General features: G+C 73.2%; 15 protein-coding genes. 8 read left to right on the top strand and 7 right to left on the bottom strand.

What is annotated here, in order from left to right; all coding sequences use genetic code 11:
• Nucleotides 1-34: 34 nt before the first annotated feature.
• A complete protein-coding gene (locus ABTZ99_RS22270) occupies nt 35-1,252 on the bottom strand; it encodes a cytochrome P450 family protein (protein ID WP_499613510.1) in 1,218 nt (405 codons plus the stop codon).
• A 55-nt stretch (nt 1,253-1,307) separates the two neighbouring features.
• On the opposite strand from ABTZ99_RS22270, the gene ABTZ99_RS22265 reads away from it, so the two are divergent.
• Complete coding sequence (locus ABTZ99_RS22265) at nt 1,308-2,366, top strand: TetR/AcrR family transcriptional regulator (protein ID WP_499613507.1); 1,059 nt, start codon at nt 1,308-1,310, stop codon at nt 2,364-2,366.
• Here the strand turns inward: ABTZ99_RS22265 and ABTZ99_RS22260 are convergent.
• From ABTZ99_RS22260 to ABTZ99_RS22250, 3 genes are read right to left on the bottom strand one after another with little or no spacing between them, the layout of a single operon-like run.
• On the bottom strand, nt 2,338-2,808 hold the full coding sequence (locus ABTZ99_RS22260) for an acyl-CoA thioesterase (protein ID WP_498778735.1): 471 nt from the start codon (nt 2,806-2,808) through the stop codon (nt 2,338-2,340). The two genes, ABTZ99_RS22265 and ABTZ99_RS22260, sit on opposite strands and share 29 nt — an antisense overlap.
• 10 nt (nt 2,809-2,818) lie before the next feature.
• Complete coding sequence (locus ABTZ99_RS22255) at nt 2,819-3,973, bottom strand: MFS transporter (RefSeq protein WP_498778734.1); 1,155 nt, start codon at nt 3,971-3,973, stop codon at nt 2,819-2,821.
• On the bottom strand, nt 3,973-4,566 hold the full coding sequence (locus ABTZ99_RS22250) for a TetR/AcrR family transcriptional regulator (RefSeq protein ID WP_498778733.1): 594 nt from the start codon (nt 4,564-4,566) through the stop codon (nt 3,973-3,975). The genes ABTZ99_RS22255 and ABTZ99_RS22250 overlap by 1 nt, the downstream gene beginning before the upstream one ends.
• Nucleotides 4,567-4,794: 228 nt before the next feature.
• Between ABTZ99_RS22250 and ABTZ99_RS22245 the strand changes: the two genes are divergently transcribed.
• The 6 genes from ABTZ99_RS22245 (at nt 4,795) to egtD (ending at nt 11,961) form a co-directional block, all read left to right on the top strand.
• Entirely contained in the window at nt 4,795-5,244 is a 450-nt protein-coding gene (locus tag ABTZ99_RS22245) for a Scr1 family TA system antitoxin-like transcriptional regulator (RefSeq protein ID WP_498778732.1), read from the top strand.
• A 206-nt stretch (nt 5,245-5,450) separates the two neighbouring features.
• Nucleotides 5,451-7,445: a PQQ-dependent sugar dehydrogenase gene (locus tag ABTZ99_RS22240; RefSeq protein ID WP_498778731.1), complete on the top strand. Its 1,995-nt coding sequence runs from the start codon at nt 5,451-5,453 to the stop codon at nt 7,443-7,445.
• A gap of 244 nt (nt 7,446-7,689) precedes the next feature.
• Complete coding sequence (locus ABTZ99_RS22235) at nt 7,690-8,928, top strand: glutamate-cysteine ligase family protein (RefSeq protein ID WP_498778730.1); 1,239 nt, start codon at nt 7,690-7,692, stop codon at nt 8,926-8,928.
• Nucleotides 8,925-10,238: an ergothioneine biosynthesis protein EgtB gene (gene egtB, locus ABTZ99_RS22230; protein ID WP_498778729.1), complete on the top strand. Its 1,314-nt coding sequence runs from the start codon at nt 8,925-8,927 to the stop codon at nt 10,236-10,238. The genes ABTZ99_RS22235 and egtB overlap by 4 nt, the downstream gene beginning before the upstream one ends.
• A gap of 2 nt (nt 10,239-10,240) precedes the next feature.
• A complete protein-coding gene (gene egtC, locus ABTZ99_RS22225) occupies nt 10,241-10,990 on the top strand; it encodes an ergothioneine biosynthesis protein EgtC (RefSeq protein WP_498778728.1) in 750 nt (249 codons plus the stop codon).
• A complete protein-coding gene (gene egtD, locus ABTZ99_RS22220) occupies nt 10,987-11,961 on the top strand; it encodes an L-histidine N(alpha)-methyltransferase (RefSeq protein WP_499613502.1) in 975 nt (324 codons plus the stop codon). Before egtC ends, egtD begins: the two co-directional genes overlap by 4 nt.
• A 219-nt stretch (nt 11,962-12,180) precedes the next feature.
• Here egtD and ABTZ99_RS22215 read toward each other — a convergent pair whose 3' ends face one another.
• Nucleotides 12,181-13,245: a DUF4037 domain-containing protein gene (locus tag ABTZ99_RS22215; RefSeq protein WP_498785344.1), complete on the bottom strand. Its 1,065-nt coding sequence runs from the start codon at nt 13,243-13,245 to the stop codon at nt 12,181-12,183.
• A 111-nt stretch (nt 13,246-13,356) separates the two neighbouring features.
• On the opposite strand from ABTZ99_RS22215, the gene ABTZ99_RS22210 reads away from it, so the two are divergent.
• On the top strand, nt 13,357-14,952 hold the full coding sequence (locus tag ABTZ99_RS22210; protein ID WP_498785342.1) for an alpha/beta hydrolase: 1,596 nt from the start codon (nt 13,357-13,359) through the stop codon (nt 14,950-14,952).
• Here the strand turns inward: ABTZ99_RS22210 and ABTZ99_RS22205 are convergent.
• Nucleotides 14,900-15,976: a hypothetical protein gene (locus ABTZ99_RS22205; protein WP_499613499.1), complete on the bottom strand. Its 1,077-nt coding sequence runs from the start codon at nt 15,974-15,976 to the stop codon at nt 14,900-14,902. The two genes, ABTZ99_RS22210 and ABTZ99_RS22205, sit on opposite strands and share 53 nt — an antisense overlap.
• Nucleotides 15,977-16,000: 24 nt before the next feature.
• Complete coding sequence (locus tag ABTZ99_RS22200; RefSeq protein ID WP_499613497.1) at nt 16,001-18,082, bottom strand: MMPL family transporter; 2,082 nt, start codon at nt 18,080-18,082, stop codon at nt 16,001-16,003.
• Nucleotides 18,083-18,155 lie beyond the last annotated feature (73 nt).

Genomic DNA, 18,155 nt, shown 5'->3' with positions numbered 1-18,155 from the left:
TGAACCGTTCCTGTGCCTCAACCGTTCCTGTGCCTCAACCGTTCCTGGTGCTGACCACCAGCTCCGCCAGCCGCCACGTGCCGCCGTCCGGCGTCCGCTGCGGCGTCCGCGCCAACGCCAGGTCGGGGAACCGTCGCAGCACGGCTGAAATCGCCACCTGCGTCTGCACGCGGGCGAACGCCGCCCCGAGGCAGAAGTGCGCGCCGTGCGAGTAACCGAGGTGCCCGACCGACGGCACGTGCGTGATGTCCAGCTCGTCCGGCGCGTCGTACACCCGCGGGTCGCGGTTGGCCGACACGATCGCCGTCATCACGGGCTGACCCTTGTCGATCACCACGTCGCCGAACGCCACCTCCTCCTTGGTGAACCGCGGCACGGTGAGCAGCTGCGGGCCGACCCACCGCGTCAGCTCCTCCACCGCGCGCGGCATCAGGCCCGGGTCCGCCCGCAGGGCGGCCAGCTGGTCGGGGTGGGCGAGCAGCGCTTCGAGGCCGTTGACGATGAGGTTGCTCGGCGTCTGCCCGGCGATCACCAGCTGCCACACCAGGGTGACCAGCTCCGCGTCGGTGAAGCGGTCGCCGTCCTCGTCCCGCACCCGCAGCAGCTGGGAGATCAGGTCGTCACCCGGTGACGTCCGGCGCAGCTCGACGGCCTCCAGCGCCCCCTCGACGATCCCCGGGATCGCGGCGACGAACCCCGGCCCGTAGCCGCTCACCACGGCCGCGCCGTACTCGCGCCACCGCGGCCGGTTCTCGGCGGGGATGCCGACCAGCTCGCAGATCACGTCCATCGGCAGCGGCCGGGCGAAGTGCTCCATGAGGTCCACCGCGTCGCCGTCCGGCAGGGCGTCGAGCAGCGCGGCCACGATCGCCTCGATCCGCGGCCGGAAGCCCTCCGCCCGACGCGCGGTGAACGCGGGCGCGGCCAGCTTGCGCAGCCGCAGGTGCTCGGGGCCGTTCATCTCGGACATCGTGCGCAGGTAGGGCTTGCAGTGCTCCGGGATGCCAGGCAGGCCCATGAAGCTGTTCGGGCTCAGCTCGAAGCGCGGGTCGGCGAGCATCGCCTTGGCGTCCTCGTGCCGGGTCAGGACCCACATGTCGCCCATGCCGGGCAGGGGCATCCGCGCCACGGGGCAGCGTTCGCGCGCCTGCCCGTAGGCGGTGAACGGGTCCAGCAGCACCTCGGGGTTGGCGGGGTCGATCTCGGGCACGGTCAACTCGAACCTCCGGATGTTCAGATCAGATGTTCTCATCATCTGAATGGTCACGGTATCTTGACCGTGCGACGCCTGGCAAACGGGGAGCGTGATGGTGCGGCTGAGCAGGGCGGAGGCGCAGGAGCGCAACCGGGCGCGGGTGCTGGACGCGGCCCGCGCGGAGTTCGTCGAACGCGGCTTCCGGGACGCCAAGATCGACACGATCGCGCGGCGCGCCGAGCTGACCAGGGGCGCGGTGTACTCGAACTTCCCCGGCAAGCGCGCCCTCTACTTCGCGGTGCTGGCCGACCTGGCGGAGCGCGAGACCCCGCCGGCCGACCCGCAGCGCGGACCGGACCGGCGGACCGCGCTCGGCGCACTGGCCCGCGCGTGGGTCACCTCGCTCAGCCACGACGCGCTGGCGCGGGACTTCCTGTCCGAGGTGGCCGCCGAGGAGGTGACGCGCCGGCCGTTCACGCAGTTGATGAAGCTGGACGCGGTGCTGCTCAGCCTTGCCCTGGAAGCGCTCGACCCGGTCGTGCCGCCGCCCGGCTCGCCGCCCCTCCGGGTGGTCCGCCTCGCCGAGGTCGTGCTCGCCACCCTGCACGGCGCGAGCGGCCTCGCCACCGCCGCGCCCGGTTTCCTGGAGCCGTTCGACGTGATCAGCGCGTGCGAGCGGCTCGCGGACCTGGAGCTGAACGACTGGTGGGCGGCGCCTCCCGGCGCGGCGGTGCTCCCGGAGGACCGGCCGTGGGCTCCGCCCGCCGTGGTCGACCTCGTGCGCGGCGACGAGGTGACGCCGGACGAGGACGGCGTGGTGGTCGTGCTGGGGCTCAACCGGCTGGCCGCCGTGGAGGAGGCGGTGCGGACCGCCGCCGGCCGCGTGACCCTCGCGATGGTGACCGGCACGCCGGGGGAGCTGGCGCCGTTGGCGCGGCTGGTACTGGCGCGGTTGTGCGTCGGCCTGCGGCAGGCGTTCCCGGTCGCGGCGTGGCCCCGGCTGCGGGTGGTGTGCGACGAGACCGGGGCGCTGGCGGGCGCGGCGGGCGTGCCGTCGGTCAGCGACGAGACCGAGACCGCGATCCGCGTCGAGGGCGGCCGGGTGGTGGCGCGGGCCGAGGGCTCAGGCGCGGGTCACGCGGTCAGCTCCGGGGCGCGGGTGCGGACCTAGTCACGGTCCGCGTCACGGGCCTGGCGGCGGCCGGACGGCGTTCCAGGACCTTGCGGAAGTCGGCCGGGATCGGGGTGCTGCGCAGTTCCGGCGTGCCGAAGGAGACGTACCGGTTCCAGCCGGTGGCCACCGGCGTGCCGTCGACGTCCGCGTCGAACCCCATGGTCAACGTGGTCGTGCCCAGCGTCCGCACCCGGACCGCGATGCGCAGCAGGTCGTCGAACCTGGCCGGGTTGAGGTACCGGATGGAGGTCTCGGCCATCACGAAGTCGACGCCGTGCTTCTCCAACTCCTTGTAGGAGCCCAGCAGCGATCGCAGCGTCTCCACCATGGCGGCCTCGAAGAAGACCGCGTAGCGCGACGCGTGCACGATCCCCTGGCGGTCGCAGTCGACCGGGCGCACCCGCACCCGGTGCACGTGGGCAGGTCGGGCGTCAGCCATGTCGGCGATCCTATGGGGTCACCTGGACGGTGCGCGTCGGCCTAGCGGTGACTGCTCCGAGTGATGCCCCGACCAGCTGGCCCGCCGCGACCAGCAAGATCACCGACGTCGGCGACCACGCGGTGAGCAGCGCGCCGCCGCCCGCCGCGCCCACCGCGTACGCCCCGATCTTCAGGCTCGCGCCCGTGGTCGACACCTGGCCGAGCAGCGGACCCGGCGTGTACCGCCGGCGCGCGGTGATCGTCGCGGTCAGCACGGGCCCTTGCGCCAGACCGCTGACCAGCGCCAGGACCAGCAACGCCGGGAAGTGCGAGGCGAGCGGCCACAGCGCGAGCGTCACCCCGTACAGGGAGACCGTCGTGAACACGACCCGCTCCGGACGCCACCGCGGCAGCCAGCGGCGGACCGCCAGGATGCAGCCGATGGCGCCGACCTCGAACACCGCCCACACCACCCCGGCCTGGTCGCCGTCCACGCCGAGCCCGGCGACGTGCAGCGGCAATGCCGTGGCGAGCATGCCGACCGACCCGTACCCGACCACGGACGCGATCGTCGCGCCACGCAACGGCGGCGTGGTGACGAGGTGCCGCAGACCCCGCTCGACCGCCGCGCGCAGCGACGGGTGCTCGCCGGGCGGGTGCGGCGGCACGCGCAAGGTCAGCGTGCACAGCCCGCCCGCCAACGCCAGCGCGGCCACCACGGCCACCGCCGCGGCGGGTGACGCGGCCGTGCTCAGCACACCCGCCAGCCCCGGCCCGGCGACCGCCGCCGCGTTGAACAGCAACGCGTCCTGCGAGGTGGCCCGGTGCAGGTCGCCGGCCAGGCGCGGGACCAGGCTGGTGAACCCACCGCTGGTCATCGGCAGCGTGATGCCCGCGACGAACGCCGCCGCCACGAGCCAGGGCGCCGGCGCGAACACCATGGCCACCGCCATCGCGCAGAGCGCGAACTGGTTGGCCGCCAACGCCGCCACCGGCCGCCGGGTCCGGTCGAGCCACGCGCCGAGCAGCGGCCCGGACAGGACCGACGGCACGGTGTACGCGGCGATCACCGCACCGGACAGCACGGTCGACCCGCTGCGCGAGAGGGCGAGCAGCACCACGGCCACGGCCACCATCTCGTCGGCCAGCCGGGCGAGGCCCGCGGCCCAGAGGTACCGCCCCATCAGGCCTTGCGGCGGTGCCGTCGGACGCTCTCCTCCACCAGGTCCAGCACGGGTTCCAGGTCGTCGGCGGGCAGGCCCATGGCCAGGTGCGACACCAGGCCCTCCAGCACCAGCTCCAGGAACGACGTCAGCACGTCCACGTCCACGTCGTCGCGCAGGTTCCCGGCCTCGCGCTGGCGCTCCAGCCGCTGCCGGGTCGCGTCGGTCAGCTGGCGCGAGCGCTCCGCCCACCTGGCCCGGAACTCCTGGTCGGTGCGCAGCCGCCGCGACACCTCCAGCCGCGTGCCCAGCCAGTCCGCCGGGTGCTCGACGTCGTTGGGGTCCGGCGGGTACAGCAGGTCGCGCATCACCTGCACGAGCCCCTGCTGGGCGACGACCTCCGCCATGCGCAGCGCGTCGTCCTCGGCGAGGGCGAGGAACAGCGACTCCTTGTCCCGGAAGTGGTGGAAGATCGCGCCCCTGGACAGGCCGGTAGCCTCTTCCAGGCGGCGCACGGTCGCGCCTTCGTAGCCGAAACGCGCGAAACACGCACGAGCGCCGTCGAGGATCTGACGGCGACGGGCATCGAGGTGGTCCTGGCTCACCCTGGGCACCTGTCGATGTTGCCAGGGCCGCCTGACGAAATCCAATCAGTACGTACGGCTTGCCCTGTCCACTTTGGGGTGTACTTCGACGTCTCGACTCGAAACCCCAGGTCACCGTCACTACGGTGGCGCACCGTGACCGCAGGTGAGGACATTCGTCCGCCGCTGAGGCTGGTGTCGGGTTTGGGCTGGTCGAACCGACCGTCCACGGTGGACCGCAGTCGGCACGGGCCCGACTTGATCGATCTGATCAGGCTCGTCGGCCGGCGGCAGGGTGACGTGGCGGACGGTCCGGGCGAGTGCGCCGTGGTGGTCTTCGAGGCGTTGTGCGTGCCGGAACCGCTGCGCACGCCCGCCTACACCCTGGCGTTCGGCGACGACACCGGCGGCATCGGCGTCGACCGGTTGCCGCACTCGGCCGCGCGGTTCTTCGTGCACGAGGCCGCGTTGCACGTCCGCGTCGGCGACGAAGCGGTGATGGCCGACCAGTTGGACGCGCTGGCGAACCGGACCGACGCGCCGGTCCGCCTGGTGCCGTTCACGGCCGGCCACGTCGGCGTGCTGCGGTCGTCGTTCGCCCTGCCCGAGGGGCGGCGGCCGGCGGAGGTGCTGGACCGGATCGCCTTGGACGTGCCGTCCTCGCGCGCGGAGTTCCGCCGCCAGGCCGCGCGCTACCGGAGCAGGTGAGGGGCGCCATGGGATCGCACTCACGGCGCTCGCGACCGACACCGCACGCGCCCCGACGAACGCCGCACACGTCCCAACCGACGCCGCACGCGCCATGGCGGACACCGCACGCGCCCCAACCGACGCCACACACGTCCCGACCGATAAGGCACGCGCCTCGACGGACGCCGCACGCCCCCCGACGACGGCGGTTCGCGTTCGTCGCGGTGGTCGCCGCGACGGCGCTGTCCCTGCTCACCGCCTCGGGCGCCGCGCACGGGCTCACCGACCACCAGTCCGAGGCCGCGACGATCTCGCGCGGCGCGGTGGAGTCCGAGCACGCCGGGTTCACCGGCACCGGGTACGTCGACTACGACGACACCTTCGGCGCCTACGTCGAGTACGCCGTGACCGCCGCCCGGGCGGGCACGCACGCGCTGGTCTTCCGCTACGCCAACGGGACCGACGACGACCTCCCGCTCGCGCTGACCGTGAACGGCAAGCGCGCGGGCGCCGTCTCGTTCCCCGGCACGGGCTCGTGGACCGCGTGGCGCGACGTCACCGCGTCCGTGCGGTTGTCGGCGGGCGTGAACCGGGTCCGCGCCACCGCCACCACCTCCGACGGCGGCCCGAACGCCGACCGCCTCGCGGTGGACGACACCGACGTCGAGGCGCCGACCCCGCCGCGCAACCTGCGCGCCACGGGCCGGTCCCAGACCACCGTGTCGCTCGCGTGGGACGCGGCCTCCGACGACGTCGGCGTGGTCGCCTACGACGTCTACCAGCACGGTCAGCTCATGACGAGCGTGTCCGGCACGACCCTGTCCGCCACCGTCACGGGCCTGCGCCCCGACACGTCCTACGACTGGACGGTCTTCGCCCGCGACGCCGCGCCCAACGTCTCGCAGGCCAGCGACAACGTCGTCGTGCGCACCGAGGCGCCGCCGCCGGACCACGAGGCGCCGACCGCGCCGGGCAACCTGCGCGCCACCGGCAAGTCCTCGACCAGCGTGTCGTTGGCGTGGGAGCCCTCCACCGACAACGTCGGCGTCACCGGGTACGTGGTGCACCGCGACGGCACGCAGGTGGCCACGACCGGCGAGCCGTCCACCACCGTGGGCGGCCTGACCGCCGGCACCGGCTACCGGTTCGCGGTGCGGGCGCGCGACGCGGCGGGCAACCTCTCGGCGCTCAGCGACGAGGTGATCGTCGCGCCCGGCGGGACGGCGCCGGCGGGTGAGCCGAGGCCCGGCGCGGTGACGACGGTGCGCGAGGGTACCGACGTGCCGTGGGGCCTGGCGTTCCTGCCCGACGGCACGGCGCTGGTGTCCGAACGGGAGCGGTTCCGGCTCTACCGCCTCACGCCGGACGGCAAGCGCACCGACGTCGGCCGGGTGCCGGGCGCGCAGGGCACCGACGGCGAGGGCGGCGTGCTGGGCATCGAGCTGTCGCCCACCTTCGCCACCGACGGGCTCGTGTTCATCTACCACACGGCCGACGACGGCAACCAGGTCGTGCGCGCCAGGCTGATCGGCGAGACGCTCACCGGCTGGACCACGATCCTGGCCGGCATCCCGAAGAACCGCTACCACAACGGCGGCCGGCTGCGGTTCAGCCCGGACGGCAGGCACCTGTTCGTCTCCACCGGCGACGCGCAGAACGGCAGCTACGGGCAGAACCTCGAGACGAACGCGGGCAAGATCCTGCGCATCAACCCGGACGGCTCGATCCCGGCGGACAACCCGTTCCCGGGCAAGGCGATCTGGAGCTACGGGCACCGCAACGTGCAGGGCCTCGACTTCGACTCGCAGGGCAGGCTCTGGGCGACGGAGTTCGGCAACAACACGCTCGACGAGCTCAACCTGATCCAGCGCGGCGGCAACTACGGCTGGCCCGGCTGCGAGGGCACGCAGGGGTACTGCGAGGACAGCATCCCGCCGAAGCGGACGTGGCCGACCACGGCGGCGGGGCCGAGCGGGCTCGCGATCGTCAACGACCACCTGTTCATCGGCACCACGGTCGGCCAGCGGGTGTACCGGCTGCGCATCGAGGGCTCGGAGCTCGTCGAGGAGCAGACCTACTTCCAGGGCGAGTACGGGCGGCTGCGGACCGTCGAGGTCGACCGGGAGGGCGACCTCTGGCTGACCACGTCGTGGGACCGGGACTGGGAGCCCGGCAACGACCGCGTGCTGCGCGTCGACGTCGAGTACCCGGGTTCCTGATCGGTCACCCGGATGCCACGAGTTGTTCACGCCGTGCCCGGATTGTCCGCTCGGGCACCGGGAATGACCCACTCGGAGCAGCCCGGAGGCCGCCTGAACGCGGTCACGCGCCACCCGACCGGCCGTCAGCCGCGCTCGCGCCACCCGACATGTCGTTGATCCGTAAGGGTTTTCCACAGCTGCGAGTGTCGGTGCCTGCGTGTAGCGTCGAACGGACGAGATTTGATCACGGGGAGTGCAACCAGTGACTGCTGTCCGTAACGCACCGGCTCCGGGGCCCACCCCGGCGGTGTTCCGGGATCGAGCGGAGGCCGAGGCCTACGTCGCCTCGGTCTGCTTCAAGCACGGGCCTCCGAGGCTGCTCGGAGTCGAGTTGGAATGGACCGTCCACCACGTCGAAGATCCCCGCCGACCGCTCGACGCGAAGACCCTCGCGGCCGCGCTCGGCCGGCACGCGCCACCGACCCTCGTCCCCGACAGCCCTCAGCGGCCACTGCCCTCCGGCACCCCGCTGACCGTGGAACCGGGTGGCCAGGTCGAGATCTCCACACCGCCGCGCGATTCCCTGACGGATCTGCTCAAGACCGTCGCCGCGGACATCGAACACCTCCACAGCCTGCTCGAACCGGCCGGTCTCCGGCTCGGTCAGCACGGCGCCGACCCGTTCCGCCCGCCGCGCCGGATGCTCCAGGTCCCGCGCTACGCGGCCATGGAACACGCCTTCGCCCCGATCGGGCCCGAGGGCATCACGATGATGTGCAGCACCGCGGGCCTGCAGGTCTGCCTGGACGCCGGGCTGGCCGCCGACCTGCCGCGGCGCTGGGCCGCGGTGCACGCGCTCGGCCCCGTCCTCACCGCCCTGTTCGCCAACTCACCGGGGGTGAACGGCCGTCGGACGGACTGGGCCAGCGCGAGGATGCGCACGCTCTACGGCACCGACCCGGTGCGCACCCGTCCGGCGGCGGTGTGCGCGAACCCGGCCGACGCGTGGGCCAAGCGCGTGCTCGACACCCCGGTCATCGCGGTGCGCAGACCGGGGCCGAACTGGCTGCCGCCGTACCCGTTGACGTTCGCCGACTGGATCGAGGGAGCGCTCGACGGCCCGCCGACGGCCGACGACCTCGACTACCACCTCACCCTCCAGTTCCCGCCGGTCCGACCGCGCGGGTACTTGGAGGTCCGCTACCTGGACTCGCCGCCGGACGGCCGGTGGCTGCCGCCGGTCGTGCTGATGGCGGCGTTGTTCAGCACGTCGGCCTCGGTGGACGGGGTGCTCGCGGCGACCGAGGGCGCCGCGAACCGCTGGCTCGCCGCCGCGCGGTACGGCCTGGCCGACCCGGTGCTCGCCCGCGCGGCGCGCGACGTGGTCGACCTGGGCTGCGCCGCGCTGTCCGACACCGACCTGTCGGTCGGCCAGACCGACGCGATCGCCGAAGAACTGCACCGCACGCTCGCTGAGAAGACCGGAGGGGGCCGTTCATGACCAGCACCGAAGACCTTCGCGACCGGGTCGCCGCCCAGCTCACCAGGGCACGTGACCGCAGCAGGCTGCTCACCGACGCGGTGGACGACCACGACCTCGTCCGCCAGCACTCCAAGCTGATGTCACCGCTGGTGTGGGACCTCGCGCACATCGGCAACCAGGAAGAGCTGTGGCTGGTCCGCGACGTGGGCGGCCGCGAGCCGGTCCGGGCGGACATCGACGAGCTGTACGACGCGTTCAAGCACGCCCGGTCGGCCCGGCCGGAACTGCCGCTGCTCGGGCCCGCCGAGGCGCGCCGGTACGTCGGCGAGGTGCGGGACAAGGTGTTCGACGTGCTCGAGCGCACGCCGCTGGAAGGCCACCGACTGGTCGACGGCGGGTTCGCGTTCGGCATGATCGTGCAGCACGAGCAGCAGCACGACGAGACCATGCTGGCCACGCACCAGCTGCGCGTGGGCGACCCGGTGCTGGACGCGCCGCGGCCGCCGCGCGGCGGCCCGGTGGGTCCGGCCGAGGTGCTGGTGCCCGGCGGGCCGTTCACCATGGGCACGTCCACCGAGGCGTGGGCGCTGGACAACGAGCGGCCCGCGCACCAGGTGGTCACCGAGCCGTTCTTCATCGACACCACGCCGGTGACGAACGGCGCGTACGCGGCGTTCATCGCCGACGGCGGCTACCGGGACCCGCGGTGGTGGAGCGAGGCCGGGTGGGCGCACGTCCGGAAGGCGTCGCTGGTCGCGCCCCGGTTCTGGGAACGGGTCGGCGACCAGTGGTACCGCACCGCGTTCGGCCGCACGGAGCCGATCGAGCCCGACCAGCCGGTGGTGCACGTCTGCTACTACGAGGCCGAGGCGTACGCGAAGTGGGCGGGCAAGAGGCTGCCCACCGAGGTGGAGTGGGAGAAGGCGGCCCGCTTCGACCCGGCGACCGGCCGGTCCCGCCGCTACCCGTGGGGCGACGAGGACCCGACGGAGGCGCACGCGAACCTGAACCAGCGGCACCTGACGCCCGCCCCGGTCGGGGCGTACCCGGCGGGCGCGTCGGCGTTGGGCGTGCACCAGCTCATCGGCGACGTGTGGGAGTGGACCAGCTCCGACTTCCACGGCTACGCCGGGTTCGAGGTGTTCCCGTACGCGGAGTACTCCCAGGTGTTCTTCGGCCCGGACTACAAGGTGCTGCGCGGCGGGTCGTTCGGCAGCGACCAGGCCGCGGTGCGCTCGACGTTCCGCAACTGGGACTACCCGATCCGGCGGCAGATCTTCGCCGGCTTCCGCTGCGCGAGGGACGCCTCGCGGGACGAGCTGACCTGACCGTGTGCCGCCATCTGGGTTATCTGGGCCCCGCCGTGCCCGTCGCCGCGCTGGTGCACGACCCGCCGCACTCGTTGGTGCGGCAGTCGTACGCGCCGCGGGACATGCGCGGCGGCGGCACGGTCAACGTGGACGGGTACGGCGTGGGGTGGTACCCCGCGCCGGGCGGCCCGGCGGTGCGCTACCGCCGGGCGGGCACGATCTGGTCGGACGAGAACCTGCTGGCGCTGAGCCGGGTGACGGTGTCCGGCGCGGTGCTGGCCGCGGTGCGCTCGGCGACGGTCGGCATGCCGGTGGCGGACACCGCGTGCGCGCCGTTCACCGACGGGCAGTGGTTGTTCAGCCACAACGGGCGGGTCGCCGACTGGCCGGAGTCCGTGGTGGACGTGGCCAAGACCCTGCCGGTGGCCTCGTTGCTGACGCTGGACGCGCCGACCGACGCCGCCCTGCTGTGGGCGTTGGCGCGGTCGCGGCTCGCTTCGGGGGCCGCGCCGGGCGCCGCGCTGGCCTCGGTCGTGTCCGAGGTCGCCGCCGCCGCGCCCGGCTCGCGGCTGAACCTGCTGCTCACCAACGGCACCGTGCTCGTCGGCACGACGTGGACCCACTCGTTGTGGGTGCGCTCCGGCGACGGCGCGGTGACGTTGGCCTCCGAGCCGTTGGACGACGACCCGCGCTGGCGGGAGGTGCCCGACGGGCACGTCGTCACGGCTGATGTGTCTACTGTGGACGTTCAACGGATTGGACGAGGATGACCGAGCCTGTGCTGGACGTGCACCTGACCCCCGAGGACGCGGCGATCGCGCTGCGCGCCGAGGCGCGGGCGGGGCTGACCGCGCGGCCGAAGTGGGTGTCGCCGAAGTGGTTCTACGACGCGGTCGGCAGTGACCTGTTCGAGGAGATCACCCGGCTGCCCGAGTACTACCCGACCCGCGCGGAGCGGGAGATCCTGGTGGCGCGGGCGGCGGAGATCGCCTCGATCACCGGCGCGCACTCGTTGGTGGAGCTGGGTTCCGGCTCGTCGGAGAAGACCCGGCTGCTGCTCAGCGCGCTGCGCTCGCACGGCACGCTGACGGAGTTCGTGCCGTTGGACGTGTCGCCGTCGGCGTTGACGGAGGCGGCCCGGGCGATCATGGCCGCGTACCCCGGGCTGCGGGTGCACGGCGTGGTCGGCGACTTCACCGAGCACCTCGGCCTGCTGCCCGGCGCGCCGCCGCGGGTGGTGGCGTTCCTGGGCGGGACGATCGGCAACCTGATCCCGGAGGAGCGGGACAAGTTCTTCGCCTCGGTGCGCGAAGTGCTGGACGCGGGGGAGTGGTTGCTGCTCGGCACGGACCTGGTGAAGGACCCGGACGTGCTGGTGCGCGCGTACGACGACGCGCAGGGCGTGACGGCGGAGTTCAACCGCAACGTGCTGCGGGTGATCAACCGGACGTTGGACGCCGACTTCGACCCGTCGGACTTCGAGCACGTGGCCCTGTGGAACGCCGAGGAGGAGTGGATCGAGATGCGCCTGCGGGCCGTGCGCCCGGTCAAGTCCCACGTCGCCGGGCTGTCCTTGGACGTGGAGTTCGCCGAGGGCGAGGAACTGCGCACCGAGGTGTCCGCGAAGTTCCGCCGCGAGGGGGTGACCCGTGAGCTGGAGGCCGCGGGCTTCGCCCTCGAACGCTGGTGGACCGACTCGGAGGGGCGCTTCGCCCTGAGCCTGGCCCGCGCCGTCGGCTAGCGGACGCGGGGGGGGGGCCGGCCCGGCCCCCCGCCCCGCGGCACCCCGCGCGCCGCCCGGGGCCCCGGAGCCCCCCCCCCTCCCCCCGCCGGCGGGGGGGGGCGGGCCGGCGGGGCGGGGGGGGGCGGGGGCTGGGCCGGCGCGGTGGGTTGGGGGCGGGGGGGGGGCCCGGTGCCCGGCGCCGGGCACGGGACCACCGCGTCGTCGGACGGGTCCCGGCTAGCCCACCAGCTTCCGGCTCCGGGCGGGGTGTTCGAGCACGGCGGTGCTGTCGGCGCACTGGTCGATCGCGCCGAGCAGCGGCAGGGCGGCCACCTCCGGGTCGGTGATCGCGGCGCGCAGGGCGGTGGTGAAGCGGTCGGCGCGCAGCACCCGGAACGGGCGGTCGTGGTACGGGCGGGTGGTCGGGTCGACCGGTTCGGCCAGGCCGAGGTCGTTGCACCGCGCGGCGATCCGCTCGTACGCCACGGCCAGGTGGTCCTCCCGCGCACGCCAGTCGGTCGCCGCCACCGCGGCCCGCAGCACCGGCACGAGGTCGGCGTAGCGGGCGAACGCGCTGCCGAGCCACTTGTCGTACGGCGGGTAGCGCCGGTCCAGCAGCAGCCGCAACCGCATCAGGTCACGGGTCAGCCTGGCCGCGACCACGGCCGACCCCAGCTCGTCGCCGACCTCGCCGCACCGCCCGACGAACGCCTCCTCCTCCGCGACGCGCGACCACTGGCACGCCGGCACGTGCCGCCACACGTCGTCCGGGTACCACCGCAACGCCTCCCGTGCCGCCGTCAGCACCCCGAGCCCGTCGTGGAACACCGCGCCGGCCGTCGTCTCCGCCAACCGCTGCGTCGGCGCGCCCAACCAGTCCCGCACGGTCACGCCGCGGCGCGGGTCGAACCCCAACCGCCGGTCGAACCACGTGGCCGCGTCGACGACCTCCACCCGGTGGCGCACCGGCCCGTCCGTCACGGCCATCCGCCCGACGCCGTCGTCGTCCGTGCCGACGAAGTGCGTGGGATACCCGAGGAACACCTTGGGCAGGTGCTCGGCCAGCGCCGTCGAGATGTCGTCGGCCCGGGTGTCGTCCGGGTCGAGGAACAGCTGCAGGCGCGGCCCCCATTCGTGGTCGGCGGACCGTTCGGTGTCGAAGCCGAGCACCTCCGAACCGGAGCCGAGCCGGCCCGCGCTGTGCGGCACCTCGCCGAAGTGCGTCCGGACCAGCGGTTCGACCGCCTCCCGGTAGAACCGCTCGGCCAGCACCAAGCCCGGCATGAACCGTCCGTAGGCCACGAATCCTCCGTTCTGCGGGTGTTGCCAGACACGATCGAGTGAAAGCCTCGCGCGATGACGTCGCGGTGTCACTGAGGGGCGACGTCGAGTGAACCGAGGGAGCGCTACCGCATGCAACTCCGTAACAGAGCGCTGGTCCTCGCGCTGGCCGTGGGCACGGCGGTGTCCGGTCTCGTGGGAACCGGCACCGCCGCCGCACAGGAAGCGCGAGGCGCCACCCCCGTCCAGTGGGCGGCCTGCGCCCAGGACGTCCTGGACGAGATCCCGGCCGCGCAGCGCGACAAGGTCAGCTGCGCGAACCACCCCGTGCCGCTGGACCACCGCAAGCCCGACGGGGCCAAGATCACCATCGCGCTGATGAAGCGCCCGGCCGACGACCAGGCGAACAAGGTCGGCTCGCTGTTCATCAACCCCGGCGGCCCGGGCGGCGCCGGCCTGATCTACTCCGCCTACGGCAGCTCGTTCTTCCAGCCGGAGGTCATGAACCGGTTCGACCTGATCGGGTTCGACCCCCGCGGCGTCGGCCGCAGCTCGCCGTTGCGCTGCTTCAAGACCCTCGAAGAGGCCAACGAGGTCTTCGGCCGCATGTCCGGCATCCCGGTCACCCGCACCGAGATCCGCGACACCACGGACGCGACCGAGGACTACACCGACGCGTGCGCGCGCAACGCGGGCCCGTTGCTGAACCACATGTCCACCGAGGCCGTCGCCCGTGACCTCGACCTGCTGCGGCAGGGCGTGGGCGACCGGCAGCTCACGTTCGTCGGCTTCTCCTACGGCACGCTGCTCGGCGCGACCTACGCCAACATCTTCCCGTCGAAGTCGCGCGCCCTCGTGCTGGACGGCAACGTCGACCCGGCGCTGCGCACCTCCGACGGCGCGGAGTACGACCGCCAGCGCGCGCGGGGCTTCGAGCTCGCGCTGGACGCGTTCCTCAAGCGCTGCGACGCCGAGGGCGACAAGTGCGCCTACAGCGACGGCGACCCGCGGGCCAAGTTCGACGAGGTGCGCGACCACCTGCGCACCCGCTCGATCACGCTGCCCACCAACCAGGTCGTGACCTACGACGGCTACATCGGCCGGGTCGCCGGTGACCTGTACGCGCCGACCCGCTTCAAGGCGCTGGCCGCGTGGTTGCAGAGCATCCACGCCGTGCTGCACCCCGGCGCCGCCACGTTCTCCGCGCAGGAGCAGGCCGACCTGCTGCCGCCGTTGGCGAACAAGCGCGGTCTGGCCGACGTCCGCGCCGGGCTCACGGGTGACACCGAGTACCTGGCCGACGACTCGTACTACGGCGTGAACTGCACGGACAAGCCGTTCCTCCGGGTGCCGCAGCTGTTCCCGGCGGTGGCCGCGAAGTGGGAGCGGGAGTCGCCGACGTTCGGCCGCATGCAGGCCGCGTCCGACCTGCTCACGTGCGCGACCTGGCCGGCGCCCTTCCCGGACCGCTGGTCGGGGCCGTGGAACAAGCGCACGCCGAACCCGATCGTCGTCGTGGGCAACTACTACGACCCGGCCACGCAGTACGAGTTCAGCAAGCGCATGGACCGACAGCTCGGCAACGCGCGCCTGCTCAGCGTGGACGCGTTCGGGCACTGCATCCTCGGCGACAGCGCGGGTGTCGACACCTTGGTGACCGACTACCTGGTGAACCTCAAGGCCCCGGCGGACGGCCAGGTGTTCCAGCCGAACGCCCAGCCGTTCTAGCGGCTCCGGGTGCGGCCGTCGTCGCGAAGGCGACGGCCGCACCCGCCAGGACCACCAGCTCCGTCGGCACGGGCGTGGTGCGCAGCCAGGTCAGGCCCAGGTAGACGACGGCGGTGAGCAGCACGATCGGGCTCCGGCGCCGCCACGACCACACCGCCAGCCCGACCGCGACGACGAACGCCAGGAACAGCTCGTCGTAGTCGACCCACGGACCGACCGCCACGGCGATGGCGACGCCTTCGATCCCGCCGGTCTCGTTCCGCCCGCCGGGCGCGTTCGCGAGCATCGCGGGGAGTTCCGGCGTCAGGAACACCCGGTCCACGACCGGCCACACCGCCAACCCGATGCCAACCAGCAGCAACGGGTACCACGCGCCGGGACGGCGGGCGTTCAGGTCGTAGGCGGCGACCACCACCGCCGCGACCACCAGCGCGAGCGCGCTGTAGTGCCACAACGAGCCGAGCAGCCCGACGATCGCCACCACGTGCCACGGCCGCACCCGGTCGACCCTGGTGTGCGCGAGCACCGCACCGGCCAGGACCACCAGCTCCGGGTGGGGCGGGAAGTCGAACGCGGGCACGACCGGGATGGGCGAGGTCAGCGGCGCGTAGGAGAACCAGCCGAACTCCTCGACCGGTTCCTGACGGAAGTGCCAGACGGCGGCCAGGTATCCCACCGCCGTGACCGCGACGACGTAGCCGCGCGCACGCCACGCCCAGATCCCCAGCCCGACGGCCACCACCACGCCGAGCAGGAACTGCCACAGGTCGAACGCGGTCACCCCGACGGAGAACCACGACCCGGCCGCCGACGTCAGCGCGAACGCGGTCGACCCGGTCACCAGCAACGGGAACCAGGCGCCGGGCCGCTCGGCGTGCGCCTCGCGCGCCTTCACCAGCAAACCGGCGATCACCAGCGGGAGCGAGACGTCCAGCGGCGGGCCGTCCTCCCAGAGCGGGAGGACGAGCCCGACCAGCACCGGCAACGCCCACAAGGTCTTCCACCACACGGTTCCCGTGTCCACGACGGCCCCCATAAGGGCGCAACCCTAGCGGCCCTCCGAGAGGCCGAACCGGAGGTGCACGCGGCGCAGCCACGCCGGCGCCCACCAGTTGGCGCGTCCGGCCAGCCGCATCAACGCGGGCACCAGCACGGCGCGCACGAGCGTCGCGTCCACGGCGATCGCCACCGCCAGCCCCGCGCCCAGCATCTGCAGGTACATCACGCGGCCCGTGGTGTACGCGGCGAACGACAGGGCCAGGATCGCGGCGGCGGCCGTGATCAACGGCGCGCTGCGCTGGATCCCGGCGGTGACGGCGGCCCGGTCGTCACCGGTGCGGGCGTGCTCTTCGGCGATGCGGGACACCATGAACACCTCGTAGTCCATGGACAGGCCGTACGCGATGCAGAACATCAGGATCGGGATGCTCGGCTCGACCGTGCCGGTGGGCGTGAAGCCGAGCAGGTGCGCCAGGTTGCCCTCCTGGAAGCCCCACACCACCACGCCGAACATCACGGCCAGGCTGAGCAGGTTCAGCGCGGTCGCCTTCACCGGCAGCAGGACGCTGCCCGTCATCAGGAACAGCAGCACGAACGTGATCGCCAGGATCAGGCCCACCACCAGCGGCACCCGGTCGGTGAGGGCGTCGCGGAAGTCGGCCAGCTCGGCCGGGTAGCCGCCGACGAGGTAGTCCGGCTCCAGCGCGCGCACCCGCTGGACCAGCGCCGGCACGTCGCCGGAGAGCGCTTCCTGGGACGGGATCGCCGACCACGTGGTGCCGTAGCCGTTGGTGGTGACGTCCACCTGCACGATGCCGGGCACGTCGCCGAGCCGTGCCGCGTAGTCGTCGTTCCCCTGGACGTCCTTCGCGATCACGCGGATGGCGTCGGTCTGCTCCTGGCCGAAGCCGGCGCGGATATCCTCCTGCACCACCCGGCTGGACGCGTCCGCCGGCAGGACCCGGTCGTCGGGCAGGCCGACCCGCAGGCCCAGCACCGGCGCGGCGAGCAGGAGCAGCAACGCCAGCGCCGCGCCGCCGACCAGCAGCGGGCGGTTCATCACCGCGTTCGCCGTCCGCGCCCAGAAACCGGTGGCGCGCTCGGTCGCCGGGTGCGGCTTCAGGCACGCCAGGGCCGCGGGCAGGACGACGAGCGCGCCCAGCACGGACAGAGCCACCACCAGCACGCCCGCGTAGGCGAAGGAACGCAGGAACGGGAAGGGGAACAGCACGAGCATCGCCAGCGACGCGGCCACCGTGAGGCCGCTGAACAGGACCGTGCGCCCGGCCGTCGCGACCGCCCGTTCGACGGCCGCCGGCACGGTCGCGCCGCCGGCGAGCTCCTCCCGGTAGCGGGCGATGACGAACAGGCAGTAGTCCACGCCCAGAGCCAGGCCCATGACCAGCGTGATGTTCGCGGCGAACGTCGACACCTCGGTGAAGCGCGTGAGGCCGCGCAACGCGGCGAGCGTGCCGACCATCGCGAACAGCCCGATGCCGAGCGTGGTCAACGCCAGCGACACGCGCCGGTACAGGAGCACCAGCAGGAGCAGCACCACCGGCACCACGATCGCCTCGGCGCGCAGGAAGTCCCGCGCGGCCTGGGCGCCGACCTGGCGGAACACCTCGTCCTGCCCGCCGACACCCACCTCGATCACGTCGTCGGCGCGGGTGAACCGCTCGGAGAGGCCGGCGATGGCGGCCCGCGCGTCGGTGGCGCTGCCGGGCACCCAGGCCAGGATCAACGCCTGGCCGCCGTCCTCGGACCGCAGGGCCGGGCTGCGACGGTCCCAGTAGGACTCGACCTGCCGCACGTCCGGCGCGAGCTCGGCGGCCAGCGCGCGGGCCCGGTCGGCGGTGCGCGGGTCGTCCACGTCGCCGCCGCGCGCCGTGACCAGCAGGGTCAGGTTGGGGTTGCCGGTGCCGAACTCCTCGGCCAGCACCTCGGCCGCGCGCAGCGACTCCGTGCCGGGCGCCTCGAAGCGGGACAGCGACAGGGCCGACAACGCGCCGCTGCCCACGACGGCGGCGGCCGCCGCGACCAGCGCGGCGACGACCAGGACCAAGCGTCGCCGGCGCACGGCGAAACGCCCCAGCAGGTGCACGGGGTTCTCCTCGACTAGGTGTCGCATAAAATGCGAGCGATCGCTCGTGTTGCAAAAGTACGAGTGATTGCTCGTGTTTGTCAACGAGTGAGAAGGTGGT

It is taken from the genome of Actinosynnema sp. NPDC002837 (assembly GCF_040295345.1).
GTDB lineage: Bacteria > Actinomycetota > Actinomycetes > Mycobacteriales > Pseudonocardiaceae > Actinosynnema.
This window is presented reverse-complemented; position numbering and strand designations above follow the sequence as displayed.